At 70.5% G+C, this 12938-nt stretch carries 11 protein-coding genes; 10 read left to right on the top strand and 1 reads right to left on the bottom strand.

The annotated features are described in order from the left end of the window. Window positions 1–56: 56 nt before the first annotated feature. Window positions 57–812: an MFS transporter gene (locus AB0B91_RS24170; protein ID WP_358323452.1), complete on the top strand. Its 756-nt coding sequence runs from the start codon at window positions 57–59 to the stop codon at window positions 810–812. After that, complete coding sequence (locus AB0B91_RS24165; RefSeq protein ID WP_358323448.1) at window positions 799–1572, top strand: SDR family oxidoreductase; 774 nt, start codon at window positions 799–801, stop codon at window positions 1570–1572. Before AB0B91_RS24170 ends, AB0B91_RS24165 begins: the two co-directional genes overlap by 14 nt. On the opposite strand, the gene AB0B91_RS24160 is transcribed toward AB0B91_RS24165, so the two are convergent. Then, on the bottom strand, window positions 1569–2567 hold the full coding sequence (locus AB0B91_RS24160; RefSeq protein ID WP_358323445.1) for an aminoglycoside phosphotransferase family protein: 999 nt from the start codon (window positions 2565–2567) through the stop codon (window positions 1569–1571). The two genes, AB0B91_RS24165 and AB0B91_RS24160, sit on opposite strands and share 4 nt — an antisense overlap. A gap of 310 nt (window positions 2568–2877) precedes the next feature. Here AB0B91_RS24160 and AB0B91_RS24155 point away from each other — a divergent pair, with 310 nt between their 5' ends. From AB0B91_RS24155 to AB0B91_RS24120, 8 genes are all read left to right on the top strand, one after another. After that, entirely contained in the window at window positions 2878–3246 is a 369-nt protein-coding gene (locus tag AB0B91_RS24155) for a hypothetical protein (protein WP_358323442.1), read from the top strand. Continuing rightward, window positions 3237–4442 (top strand): DUF6395 domain-containing protein, encoded by a 1206-nt coding sequence (locus AB0B91_RS24150; RefSeq protein ID WP_358323440.1) that lies wholly within the window; start codon window positions 3237–3239, stop codon window positions 4440–4442. Before AB0B91_RS24155 ends, AB0B91_RS24150 begins: the two co-directional genes overlap by 10 nt. Window positions 4443–4484: 42 nt before the next feature. Continuing rightward, window positions 4485–5327: a M55 family metallopeptidase gene (locus tag AB0B91_RS24145; RefSeq protein WP_358323437.1), complete on the top strand. Its 843-nt coding sequence runs from the start codon at window positions 4485–4487 to the stop codon at window positions 5325–5327. 180 nt (window positions 5328–5507) lie between these two features. Then, complete coding sequence (locus AB0B91_RS24140; RefSeq protein ID WP_358323434.1) at window positions 5508–7058, top strand: flavin monoamine oxidase family protein; 1551 nt, start codon at window positions 5508–5510, stop codon at window positions 7056–7058. A gap of 61 nt (window positions 7059–7119) precedes the next feature. Next, window positions 7120–7632 (top strand): YbaK/EbsC family protein, encoded by a 513-nt coding sequence (locus AB0B91_RS24135; RefSeq protein WP_358323431.1) that lies wholly within the window; start codon window positions 7120–7122, stop codon window positions 7630–7632. Between the two features lie 121 nt (window positions 7633–7753). Beyond that, on the top strand, window positions 7754–9808 hold the full coding sequence (locus AB0B91_RS24130) for a protein kinase (protein WP_358323428.1): 2055 nt from the start codon (window positions 7754–7756) through the stop codon (window positions 9806–9808). 16 nt (window positions 9809–9824) lie between these two features. Beyond that, on the top strand, window positions 9825–11612 hold the full coding sequence (locus AB0B91_RS24125; RefSeq protein WP_358323425.1) for a serine/threonine-protein kinase: 1788 nt from the start codon (window positions 9825–9827) through the stop codon (window positions 11610–11612). A 34-nt stretch (window positions 11613–11646) separates the two neighbouring features. Further along, complete coding sequence (locus AB0B91_RS24120; RefSeq protein WP_358323422.1) at window positions 11647–12870, top strand: serine/threonine-protein kinase; 1224 nt, start codon at window positions 11647–11649, stop codon at window positions 12868–12870. Window positions 12871–12938: the final 68 nt, after the last annotated feature.

Genomic DNA, 12938 nt, shown 5'->3' with positions numbered 1-12938 from the left:
CGGTTTAAGTATAGTCGAACACTATCAAAGCCGTTTACTAGTGTCGACGAGGGGCGATGGCATTCCAGACACGATCAACTCCGGGGCTGCCGGCGCTGGGCGGCGTCCTTGGCTTCGGCGCGTTCCTCGCCCTGCTCAACAGCAGCACGGTCGTGGTCGTGGGGATCGATCGGCTCTCCGGAGCGCTGGCGGCACCGCGCGGCCAGATCCAGTGGGTCACCACCGCCTACCTGCTCGCCCTGGCGGTGGCCGTCCCGGTCGCGGGATGGGGCGCCGACCGATTCGGCGGCAGGACGCTCTGGCTGGCCGCGCTGGGCGTCTACCTTGCGGGTAGCGCGCTGACCACTGTCGCCGACTCTCTGACGGTGCTCGTCGGGGCAAGGGTGATCATCGACCATCTGTCCTGGCGCTGGTTGTTCGCGATGAACCTGCCGCTGGGACTGCTGGCGGTGGTCCTGTCACTGAGGGTGCTGCCTCGCGATCGCCCGGAAACCGGCACGACACGACTGGACGTCCTCGGCCTCCTGCTGCTCTCGCTCGGCCTCGCGGTGCTGCTCTACGGCCTCACCCGTGCCGGTGACGGTTTCGGCGCCGGCTCGGTCGCGGTCCTCGCGCCGGTGCCCGGCGGAACGGCGCTCCTGCTCGGCTACGCGGCGCACGCTCTCCGGCGAGGGCCCGGCGCGCTGATCGACATCCGGTTGTTCGAAAGCACGTTCTGGTGGGCTCTGGCGATCTGCGTGCTCGGCTCGCTGCTCGCCCTTCGCCTGCCCGGAAAGATCAACGAGAGAAAGGTAACTCATGTCGGAAAATGAGAAGATCGCGGTGGTCACCGGAGCCAGCAAGGGCATCGGCCTCGCCGTGGTACGGGCGCTGGTGGAGAACGGCTACCGGGTGGCCGCGGGGGCGCGGACGATCAGTACGGAACTAAAGGAGCTCGCGGCACTCCCCATCGAAGTCGATCTGGCCACGCCCGAAGGGCCCGGACGGCTCATCGACGCGGCGCTCGGCGAGTTCGTCGGGATCGACCTGCTGGTGAACAACGTCGGCGGTGCCGCGCCACGACTCGACGGCTTTCTGTCGGCCACCGACGAGGACTGGCAGCGCACCTTCGATCTGACCCTGTGGAGTGCCGTGCGGGCCACCAGGGCGGCGCTGCCGAGCATCCTGCGGCGGCGCGGCCAGGTGGTGAACATCGGCTCGGTCAACTCGCGCCTGGCGCTCCCCTACCTGGTGGACTACTCGGCCGCCAAGGCGGCACTGGCCAACCTCGGCAAGGCTCTCGCTGAAGAGTTCGGCCCCCAGGGCGTGCGGGTGAACACGATCGCCCCCGGACCGGTGCGTACCCCGGTCTGGACCGCACCCGGCAGCAACGGAGCGACGCTGGCCCGCCAGGCGGGCGTGTCGCTCGAGGAATTCGTCGAGGGCATCCCGGCCGCGACCAACCTGTCGACCGGGCACATGACCGAACCTGCCGAGGTCGCCGCCCTGGTGGTCTTTCTCGCCTCCGGCAAAGCGCCGAACATCAGCGGCTCGGAACTGGTCATCGACGGCGGCATGCTGAAGCAGGTCTAGCGCGCGCGGGCCAGCTCCAGCACGTCGGCCAACTGCCGTGGGGTGGGCAGGATGCGCAGTCCCTCGTCGATCTCGCGTTCCGCCCACTCGCGGTGCCGCCGCTCGGCGCGCGGGTCGAGCGCGGCGCGCGCCTGGACGCGCAGGAAATTCAGGCGGGAGGCGAGGAGCATGGAGAAGTCCGCCGGATCGGTGATGCGACCAGGGCCGCCCGCGCGCACGTACGCCTCGTACATGCCCCGCATGGCGTCGAGGTCGGCGATCGAGTTGTCGCAGAACCAGTCGAACAGCGCCCGGGCCAGCTCTCGGCCCGGCTCGGCCGGACCGAGGTTGTCCCAGTCGACGACCACCAGATCGCCGGTGGATTCGGCGAGGACGTTCTCCGGGTGCAGGTCGCGATGGCAGACGATCAGCCTGGCGGGGTCGGCGGGCGCGACGGCCGTGCACAGCTCGGGCAGCGTGGTCAGCAGGTCGGCCAGTCGTGCGGCCCACACCACGCCGGACGCGGAAGCTTCCGCCCACTCGGCGGACGCTTTCGCCCACTCATGGGCGGCGGGGACGCGGTCGTACCAGGGATCGGGCGGTCCGCCGCCCGGCTCGGCCGTCGTGGCCGGGGCGCATCGGTGCAGGCGGGCGAGCAGTGCGCCGACCTCGCGCGGTGTGGCTCGGGCCGTCAGGTCGAGCGGCCGCAGGTCGAGCCAGTCGTACAGGCGCAGCCAGGTCCCGCCGGGCGGCGTGAGCAGGTGGCGCCCTTCGCGGTCGGGGTGGCTCGCGGGCAGCCGTACGCCCGCCTCGGCCGCCTGCCGCGCGAACGCCAGCTCCGCCTCGATCAACGCCTCCGACGGCGGCTCGGCGAAGATCTCCTTGAGCGCGTAGCGTGCCGGGCCGACGTCCAGCCGCCAGATCTGACCCAGTGCGCCCCGGGGCCCCGGAGACGCCGTGACGTCCTCATCCCACCCGAACGCTTCCCGCACGTACGCGATCAGCTCCTCGACCACGGTCAGACTCCCGGGGACGGCAGGACGACCGGCGGGTGAGCACCGTGAAGATCTGGGGGGACGAGGTTCACACCATCGAGTATGGACCGCTCAGGTGGAACGCCGGCCCGGACGCTTGCGGTAAGGGCGCGTCCGACCACGCCCAGGACTTCTCCCAGCGTCATGATCATGAAAGGCGCGCGACAAGTGGGGGTCGGTAATCCCGCTGGGACCCGTCGCGACAAGTGATGTTGACACCAGTTATGTGACTTGGTTGCCATTCGGAAACAGCGTCCTGAAGGCCGAAGATTTGCCACTATCGTGGCGTTTCATGATGCGCGTCCTGGTCCCCGCCCGCCTGCGCAAAGCCGTGCGCACGTGGTTTGATTCCCGCTATATCTCCATCGGCGATCACCGCCAGGACATCAGGGACGCCCTGTGGGAGGTCCAGACCCTGCGCCGGGAGATGGCGAGCTTGCAGGACGAGGTCGAGCGCCTCAGGAATGCCAGGCCCGCCACCGCGGCCACCGCCGACAAGGCCAGGCTCGACGACACCCACCGCCTGGCTCAGGAGACGGCCAAGGCGCTGGACGGCGTGCTGCAGAACGAGGTTCTCCTCTGGCAGGCGATCGACGACCTCAAGTCGCGGACGCCGGGCCCTGGTGACGGCGTTCGGGTGGAGGATCAGTCATGCGCGTGAGCTGGGCCGGAGGCGAGCTGACGTTCCGGCTCGGGGCCGCTGACGAGATCACCGGCAAGGCCGCGGACGAGCACCCGGTCAAGCTGGCCACCAACTCCTGCACGGTCGCCGGCGTCCCCGAGGACGCGCACCCCGATCTCTTCGCCGTCGCCGCGTGGACCGTGGTGGCGCCGTGGACGCGTAAGGAGATCGTGTTCGACCGGGCCATCTCCCCGGAGGTGGCCGCCGCGCTGCACGACGGGTGGGGCGTCGAAGCGGGGCCGGTAGGTGCGGAGGCCCGTCGTACCGGGACGAACTTAGCGATCTCCTACAGCGGTGGCGCGGACTCCGTGGCGGCGGCGGCCATCTATCCCGAGGCGCCGTTCGTGCACTTCCGGCGGGTGTCGCATCCCCGTGTGCCGAATCGGTGGCCGCACTACCGCTCCGACGTTCTGGCCAGGCTGGCCCGGCGGACCGGACGGGAGCTCACCATCGTGGACTCCGACCTGGAGTTCACACTGTCCGAGCCCCGGCCCGGATACCCGGAGCACCACGCGGTCGCCGTTGGGGCGCTGCTGCACGCCGACCGGATGGATCTCGGGGGACTGGCGTTCGGTTATGAACTGGGTTCACGGTGGCTCGGCGGGGATCGCTATCTGCTGCGTTACACGCCCGACAACCTGATGTGGGCGCCGCACGGGGCGTGGGGGCGGTTGTTCGCGGCGGCGGGGGTGCACATCGTGCTTCCCGTGGGCGGCGTGAGTGAGGCGGTCACCATGCGGCTGGCGCTGACCTCGGAGCTCAAGGAGCACGTCCGATGGTGCCTGCAGGGCACCGACGGCCCGTGCCGTACGTGCGGCAAGTGCCTGTACAAGGAGCTCATCCAGGCCGCCGTCGAGCGTCGGCCGCTCGACACACCCTTCACCGCCGACGATCCCCGGGTGCGCAAGTGGCTCCAGCCGCCACCGTACGGGGGGCAGGAGATGGTCGAGTACGGCCTGGCGCGGGTGCCCGGCATCGAGGACACGCTGTTCGGCAAGGCGCTCGACTACTTCGACGCCACCGAGGAGTCGACGAGCTGGCTCGACCACTGCTATCCGCCGGCGCTCGCCGAGATCCCCGCCCCGTGGCGTTACCAGGCGGCCGAGTTCATGACGTCCGAGGTCGGGCTCATGACCGAGGCCGAGGTCCGCCGGGTGGAGACATGGGGCACGTGATAGGCCACATGAGGCTTGCTGGGACAGGTGAGGAGTAGGGCTGTGAAGGTGTATCTGTCGGTCGACATGGAGGGCGTGACCGGGCTCACCGACCCCGAGGAGATGCACGCCGGTAAGCGTGGTTACGAGCGGGGATGCGAGCTCATGACCGCCGACGCCAATGCCGCCGTCGAGGGGGCGTTCGAGGCGGGGGCGACCACGGTGCTGGTGAACGACGCGCACGGGTCCACCAAGAATCTGCGGATCGACCTGCTGGACCCGCGTGCCACCCTCATCCGCGGACCGGGTAAGGCGCAGCGGATGGCGCAGGGGGTCGACGGGTCGTTCCAGGCCGCCTGTTTCGTGGGCTACCACGCTCGCGCGGGGGTGCCCCACGGCGTGCTCAACCACACCTGGATGGGCAAGGAGATCCAGAACGTCTACCTCAACGGCGAGGTGTGCGGCGAGACGCGGCTGGTGGCGGCGTGCGCCGGGGCTCATGGTGTTCCGGTCGTGGTGGTGACCGGGGACGAGGCCGTCGGTGAAGAGGCGCGCGAGTTGCTCGGCGATGTGGAGACGGTGGCGGTCAAGAAGGGGATCGACAAGTTCTCGGCCGAACTGCTGCCGCCAAGCGTCGCCCAGGCGCGGATCCGTGAGGCGACGGCAAGGGCGTTGGGGCGGTTGAGCGACTTCACGCCTTACCGGGTGGCGGCGCCGTACACGCTGGGCGTGGAGTGGAACTCCACTGCCATCGCGGCCGCTGTGGGGCTCGTGCCCGGCGTGAAGTCGGTCGGGGCGCGGCACACCGAGTTCACCACCGATGACTTCGCACAGATCATGGCGTTGTTCGGTATCTTCGCCACGATCGGTGGCCAGGTCGCCTGTGGCAGCGGTCCGTACGGCTGAGCGCTCGCAAGGCGAGTGAGGTCGTACGACGGCGCCGTTCGATAGACGAGACGCGCGGCCGTCGGACCCGCGAAGATGGGCCGCGAAAAGCGGAAAAGGGTGCGCGACAGCGGGCCCGCAAGGGCGGGCGCGCAAAGGTGAGCTCGCGGACGGTAGGCCCGCACAGTGGGGAGCAGGGGCATGGAGGGCGCGGCGCTGACCCGGCGGAGCTTGCTCGTCGGCATCGGGGCGGTGGGTGGCGCGGGAGCGATGTACGCCGCCATGGGCGCGCTGGGTCTGGCGCCGTCCGGGCAGGACAAGGACTTCGCCTCTCCCCGGCAGGGTGACTTCTCGCTGCGCGGCAAGGCGGCGGCCAAGGTGGTGATCATCGGGGCCGGCGTCGCGGGGTTGACCGCCGCGTACGAGCTGGGCAAGGCCGGTTACGACTGCACACTGCTGGAGGCCAGGGACCGGGCCGGCGGCCGGAACCTCACGCTGCGCGGCGGCGATCGGCTGGCCGAGCTGAACGGCCCCGCCCAGGACGTGAAGTTCGGCGAGGGCGTCTACTTCAACGCGGGCCCGGGGCGGATCGCGCCGTGGATGGTCACGCTCGACTACTGCCGCGAGCTGGGCATCCCGATCGAGACGTTCATCAACAACAACGGACAGGCCCTCGTCCACACGAACGGCCAGACGATCCGGGCAAGAGCCGCGCGTGCTGATATGTACGGATATGTCGCTGAGCTTCTGGCTAAAGCGACAAATGTCGGCGCGCTCGACAAGCAGGTCAGCAGGGACGACCAGGAACGCCTGCTGGAGTTCCTCCGCAGGTTCGGCGACCTGGGTCCCAAGCTCGGCTACGAAGGCTCCGACCGCCGCGGTTTCGTCAAATATCCGGCGCTGGACGGTGGCACCCCCATCCCGGCTCCCGGCACCCTGCACGCCGTCCTCGCCGCCGGCACCGGCCGTTCGATCACCAACGACTTCGGCTACGAGCAGTCCACCCCCATGTTGCAGCCGGTCGGCGGCATGGACGCGATCGTCACCAAGCTCACGGCGGCGGTCGGCGAGGACCGGATCAGGACCGGCGTCAAGGTCAACAAGATCACCAACCTGGCCGACGGCGTCGAGGTCACCTGGGACGGCGGCTCGCTCAAGGCCGACTACTGCATCGCCACCCTCCCGCCCCACCTGCTCGCGAAGATCCCGCACAACCTCGGCGCCCCCGTCACTGCCGCCCTCAAGACGCCCATCCCGGTCGCGAGCGGCAAGATCGGGCTGGAGTACGGCCGGCGCTGGTGGGAGCTGGAGGACCGCATCTACGGCGGCGTGACCGAGACGGACCTGGACATCACCCACATCTGGTACCCGTCGGCCGGCTTCCACTCCGAGCGCGGCGTGCTCGTCGGCTACTACAACACCGAGCGGAACGCCGAGCTCTACGGCGCGCTCACCCCGGAGGACCGCAGGCGCCGCGCCCTCACCCAGGGCAGGAAGATCCACGGCGACAAGTACGGCAAGGACCTGCTCTCCAGCGTCTCCATCGCCTGGGACCGTCAGGAGCACATCCAGGGCGGCTGGGTGCGCTGGCCCGCCATTGATTCGTCGTTCACTCTTCTGCAACGCCCCAGCGGAAGGGTCTACTTCGCGGGTGACTGGCTCACCTACCTGATCGCGTGGCAGGCGGGCGCCATGGAGTCGGCCCGCGGCGCCGTCACCCAGCTGCACCAACGGGTATTGCAGTCACCGTGACGTCGCACGCGACTCCGGGGACCGGCGTAAGGTCCTCAGAGAAAGCGATCGAGGAGATGGGATGACGTTGGACTGGGTGCCCGCGACCGACCGGATCGACCTGCTGGCCGAGCCGGTGGCACGTGCCGTGCAGGGACTCGGCGGCGTCGACGTGGCCGAGATCGACCCCGAGCTGGCCGATACGGCGGCGTTCTGCGAGCGCTACGGCGTGACACTCGACGAGTCGGCCAACTGCGTGGTCGTCGCGGCCAAGCGCGGCGGCGAGACGCGTTACGCGGCGTGCATGGTGCTCGCGACGATGCGGGTCGACGTGAACGGCGTCGTGCGCAGGCATCTCGACGCGCGCAAGGCGAGCTTCGCCCCGATGGCGGAGGCGGTCGAGCTCACCGGGATGGAGTACGGCGGCATCACCCCGCTGGGCCTGCCCGCCGACTGGCCGATCCTGGTGGACACGAAGGTGGCGGAGCACCACAGAGTGGTGATCGGAAGCGGGGTGCGGCGGTCCAAGTTGGCCATCGCCGGATCCACACTTGCCGGACTTAAGGGTGCAGAGGTCCTCCCTCTGGCGAACTGACGCCAATTCGAGACCGTTGAACTGGAAACCGATGGGCCCCATCGGAACGTTGTACGAGTGGGAATGTGGCCTCATGGTTCATCTCGTGGGCGGGGATTAAGCCGGTATGGTGCTTCATGCCATGAACGATGACCGACTCGGCCCTTACCGGCTGCTCAGGCGGCTCGGTGAAGGCGGAATGGGCGTTGTCCACCTCGCTGTCGACCCACAGGGGAGACAGGTGGCGGTCAAGGTCCTACGCGCCGAAGTCGCCGGCGACGAGGTCGCCAGGCGGCGGCTCTCGCGCGAGGTCGAGACCATGCGCCGGGCGCGCAGCAAGTACATCGCCGAGGTGCTCGACGCCGATGTGACCGGTCATCGGCCGTATATCGTCACGCGTTACGTCCCCGGACGACCGCTCGACGAGATCGTCAAGGACGACGGCCCGCTCGATCTGCCCGCGCTGGTCAGGATCGCGCACGGGGTCGCCACCGCGCTGGCCGCCGTGCACGCGGTCGGGGTGATCCACCGCGACCTCAAGCCGGGCAACGTGCTGATCATCGACGGCGAGCCGGTCCTCATCGACTTCGGCATCGCCCAGGCGGTCGACGCGACCCGGCTGACGCAGACGGGGATGTTCATCGGCACGCCCGGATACCTCGCCCCCGAGATCATCGAGGGGCAGGAGGCCGGCCCCGAGGTCGACGTCCACGCCTGGGCGGGCACGCTGCTGTACGCGGGCACCGGGCAGCCGCCCTTCGGCAAGGGCACGCTGGAGATGATCTTCTACAACATCACCGCGGGCAAGGCCGACGTGAGCGCGGCCCCGGCCGAGCTGCAGCCGCTGCTCAAGGCCGCCTTCCAGCGCAACCCCGCCAAGCGGCCCAAGGCCGCAGAGCTGGCCGAGCAGACCGCACGGATGCTGCCCAGGCCGCCGAGCGGTGTGGCCGACGAGATCTCGACCGTGCCGCGGTCCGACCGCTCCAGCCCGTCGATCGAGCTGCCGACGCCGCAGCCGCTGGCCGACAAGCCGTCGTACGACGTCTCGACGCCGCCTATGACGCCGCGGAAGCTCGTCGACGGCCAGCTGCGCCAGCAACCGGGACAGCCACAGCAGGGGCCCGGCCAGAACCGTCCGCCCCAGGGCCAGCCGCCCCAGCAGCCGCCGCCGGACCAGCAGTACGTCTCGCTGCTCCCCGAGCAGCAGGGCGACCCGTGGCCGACCCGCAGGGTGACTCCTGAGGAGCTGCGCAAGATGCAGCGCGAGGCCACCCCGCAGCCGTGGCAGGTCTCCGCCCAGCACAACAGCCACACGCCGCCGGCCGAGGCCGACGTGCCGACCCGGCGCGTACGCCCGACGGACCCGCCCGACATCCCCACCCGCCGGGTGCGCCCCGACGCGCCCGACTACGGCAGGGGCAACCCGGTCCAGCCGCCGCCCTACATCCCGGTCCAGGGCCAGTTCCCGCCCGATCCCCAGGCGAAGCGCGACCCGTACCTCCCGCCGGACCAGCAGGGCCCGCGCGACTCCTACCAGCAGCCCGACCTGCGGACCAAGCGCGAGCCGTTCATCCCGGGCGCCCGCCCGGGGCAGGCGCTCCAGCGGTCCAGGGCCTATGGCCTGGCCAGCGCGATGCTGCTGATCCTGATGATCGTGGCGGCCGTGCTGGCGCCCGTGCTGGTGGCCCTGGTGGCGATCCCGGTCGTGGTGCTGCTGCGCGCGGCCGACCTGGCCCAGCCGGAGCTCACCGCGCGCAGGTCCACCGGATCGGCGGCGCTCGACGTGGTGCGGGTGTTCGCCTTCCCCAAAGCGCTGGTCAAGTCGGTGGGCATCACCTTCGCGCTGACCTTCTACGCGCTTATCCTGGGACTCCCGGTGACGTTGCTGCTCGCCGTGGTCGTCAAGATGAACCCTTACAACGCGCTGGCCTGGGGAGCGGCGATCGCCCTGTGGACCGTCTGCTCGGGCCCGGGAGTAGAGGGACCTGGAAGGCAGATGCGCAGAACCCTCTCATCGCTCGTACCCTCGAGAACAGCGGCGATGGTGATGGTGGGAGTTCTTGCGGCGGGGGCCGCGCTCTCCCTGATCCTCGCCTACGGCACGTTCGACAACGCGAGGAGGGCCGTATGGGCTCCGCTGAACGTCGGACCTGTGGTGACCCAGCTCAACGGACTGAAGGGGAACCCCGGGGGATGATGCTGGGACGGTGGCGATGAGCACCCAGGCACCGGAACGTCTTGGCCCCTACCGGCTGGTCAGGAAGATCGGCGAGGGCGGCATGGGTGTGGTCCACCTGGGCCTCGACTCCGAGGGCCGCGAGGTGGCCATCAAGGTGCTGCACCCGCACGTGGCGGCCGACCTGAAGGCTCGTGACCGGCTGACGCGCGAGGTCGAGACCATGCGCCGGGTACGCAGCCCGTACGTGGCCGAAGTGGTCGACGCCGAGCTCGTCGGCGGCCAGCCGTACGTCGTGACCCGCTTCGCGCCCGGCCGCACGCTCGAGGAGACCGTGCTGGCGGAGGGCGCGCTGGAGGCGCGGCAGATCATCAGGCTGACCCAGGGCCTGTGCCAGGCGCTGGTGGCCATCCACGCGGCCGAGGTGATCCACCGCGACTTCAAGCCGTCCAACGTCATGCTGGTCAACGGCGAGCCGCTGGTCATCGACTTCGGCATCGCGCACCTGGTCAACGCCACCAGGCTGACCCAGACGGGGATGTTCGTCGGCACGCCCGGCTACCTGGCGCCCGAGATCATCCGCGACTCGGAGATCACCCAGGCGGCCGACGTGCACGCGCTGGCCTCCACGGTGTTCTTCGCCGCGACGGGCGCGCCGCCGTTCGGCACGGGCACCTTCGAGGCGGTCTGCTTCAACATCATGGAAGGGCGCGCGCAGATCGACAAGGCGCCCGCCTGGCTGCGCGGCTGGCTGAGCCGCGCACTGCGCGTCGAGCCCGGCGCCCGGCCCAGCGCCCAGGAACTCCTGCGGATGGCCAGGTCGCTGGACCCGACGGTGACCTCCTTCCACGAGACGCCGTCCGACGGGCCGACCGGCACCAAGCGGATGGGCAACCGGACGCGGGTCATGGACAACTACGCCGACGTGCTGCCGCCGGTCACGTACGGCAGCCCGCCCGCGCCGCCGCGCGAGGAGAAGCCGCCGCCCTACGTCCCGGCGCCGATGCCGGACAGGCACCCGGCCCCGCGCGTCGACCAGCGGGTCGCCGGCTATCCGGCGCCGCCCACCCATCCGCCCGCCTACCAGCCCACCGAGGCGAGTCAGCGGGCGCGGCCACCCCAGCAGCCGCCCCCTTACTCGCCCGCGCCGCCGGCCGAGCGCAAGCGCTATCTGGTCGGCAGCCAGTTCGTCGGCCTGCTACTGCTGGTCACGCTGACCGCGCTGGCGGTCATGCTGCCCGTCGCGGTGAGCGCGGTGGCCGTCGCGCTGGCGCTGGTGCTGCGGGTCGGCGAATACCTCTTCGGCGACATGGTCAAGCGCCGGCAGGTGCGCGGGAGCAGTGCGGCCGACCCGCTGCTCGTCCTGGTCGGCACACCGTGGGCGCTGGTCAAGGCCGCGCTCGTGACGCTGGTCCACGTGCCGCTGGCGCTGATGTTCGGTGTCTGCGTCTGGGGCGTGCTGCGCTGGGGCGGTGGGATGAGCGTCAACGACGCCGCCGCGTACGGCGCGGGCGCCTTCTCGGCCGGGCTGTTCGTGCTGCCGGGCGGCGGCGCGCCGCGCAAGGCGGTCACGCGCTCGCTCACCGGCATTCTGCGCACTCCCGGCGCGGCCCTGGTCGCCGCCCTGGTCGTCGGTACGGCCGCGCTGCTCGCGGTGATGTTCGCGATGGGCCAGAACCCGTCGTGGGTGCCCTGGCGGGCTCCGGAGACGGTGATCGACGAGCTGACCAGCCAGGCGCGGCACAGCACGATGGGGTTGATCACCGGCCTGATCGACAGTCTGCTCAACGGCATGGGAATGGGATTCCTGTCACCCTGGTCGTAAGTGTCTTGGCCCGCTCCGGGGGGAGAACAGGGGTATGAGCCAGAAGCTGGGCCCGTATCAGTTACTCTCCCGGCTCGGAGCGGGCGGGTTCGGCGTGGTGCACCTGGCACTCGACCCCGAGGGCCGTACGGTCGCGGTCAAGGTTCTGCACCCGCACGTGACGGCCGACAGCGGCGCGCTGGCCCGGCTGGCCCGCGAGGTGGAGACCATGCGGCTGGTGGGCGGGCCGCACGTGGCCGAGGTGCTCGACGCCTCTCTCGACGTGGCCGAGCCCTATCTGGTGACCCGCTACGTCCAGGGCAGGCCGCTCAGCGCGGTCCCCACGCCGGTGGCCGAGCTGCGGCTGCTGGCCTCCGGGCTGGCCGACGCGCTGCTGGCCATGCACGAGGCGGGGGTCGTGCACCGGGATCTGAAGCCGGCCAACGTGATGATGGCCGAGGGCGAGCCGGTCGTCATCGACTTCGGCATCGCCAGCGCGCTCGACTCGCTCTCGGTGACGGCCTCGGGAGCCGTGGTGGGCACGCCCGGCTATCTGGCGCCCGAGGTGCTGGAGGGCAAGGAGTCGGGGATGGCGGCCGACGTGTTCTCCTTCGGGGCCACGCTGGCCTACGCGGCCACGGGACGCCAGCCGTACGGGCAGGGGCCGGCGTCGGCGGTCGCCTACCGCGTCGTGCACCACGACGCCGACCTGGAGGGGGCGCCGGACTGGCTGGCCCCGCTGCTGCACGAGTGCCTGGCCATCGACCCGGCCGCGCGGCCGACGGCCGCGCAGATCTGCGCCCGGCTGGGCGTCGAGATCCCTCGCGCCCACCACGCCCGCCCGCCCGCGGCTACCGCCCTGCGCTCCCGGCAGGGCGACACGAAGGACCTGGAGACCCGCGAATGGCGGCCGGGCCAGGAGCGGCTCCGTCCACCGGTCGAGGAGTCCAGGGCCCGGCACCGGGAGACGGTACGCAGGCGCTGGCTGATCGGCTCCGGGCTGTTCGTGGCGCTGCTGGCCGCCGCCGCGCGGGAGCCGCTGCCGGAGGTGGCGCTGTTCCTGCTGGCCGCGTACGCGCTGGTGGCCGTGGTCGACGCGGGGGTGGCGCTGTTATCGCGCGGCCTCTTCAGGACGAGCCGGATCATTTACGATTTCGCGGCGATGCTCGGGGCCGCGGGGCTCTGCCTGGGGCTGAGCACGTTCTTCAGTACGTTCACGCTCGCGCTGTTCGCCGGGACGGCGCTGGTGGTCGGGATCGTCTTCCTGCTGTCGGCCTGAACTCAGGTAACGGAATAAAGTTCGGTAGGGTGGTGGATGCTTTGTCGCAAGCCTCGCGCTTGCAGCTA

The sequence above is a fragment of the Nonomuraea sp. NPDC049141 genome, from assembly GCF_040648415.1.
Taxonomy (GTDB): Bacteria; Actinomycetota; Actinomycetes; order Streptosporangiales; family Streptosporangiaceae; genus Nonomuraea.
The sequence above is the reverse complement of the archived record's forward strand: the minus strand, read 5'-3'. Positions and strand labels throughout refer to the sequence as shown.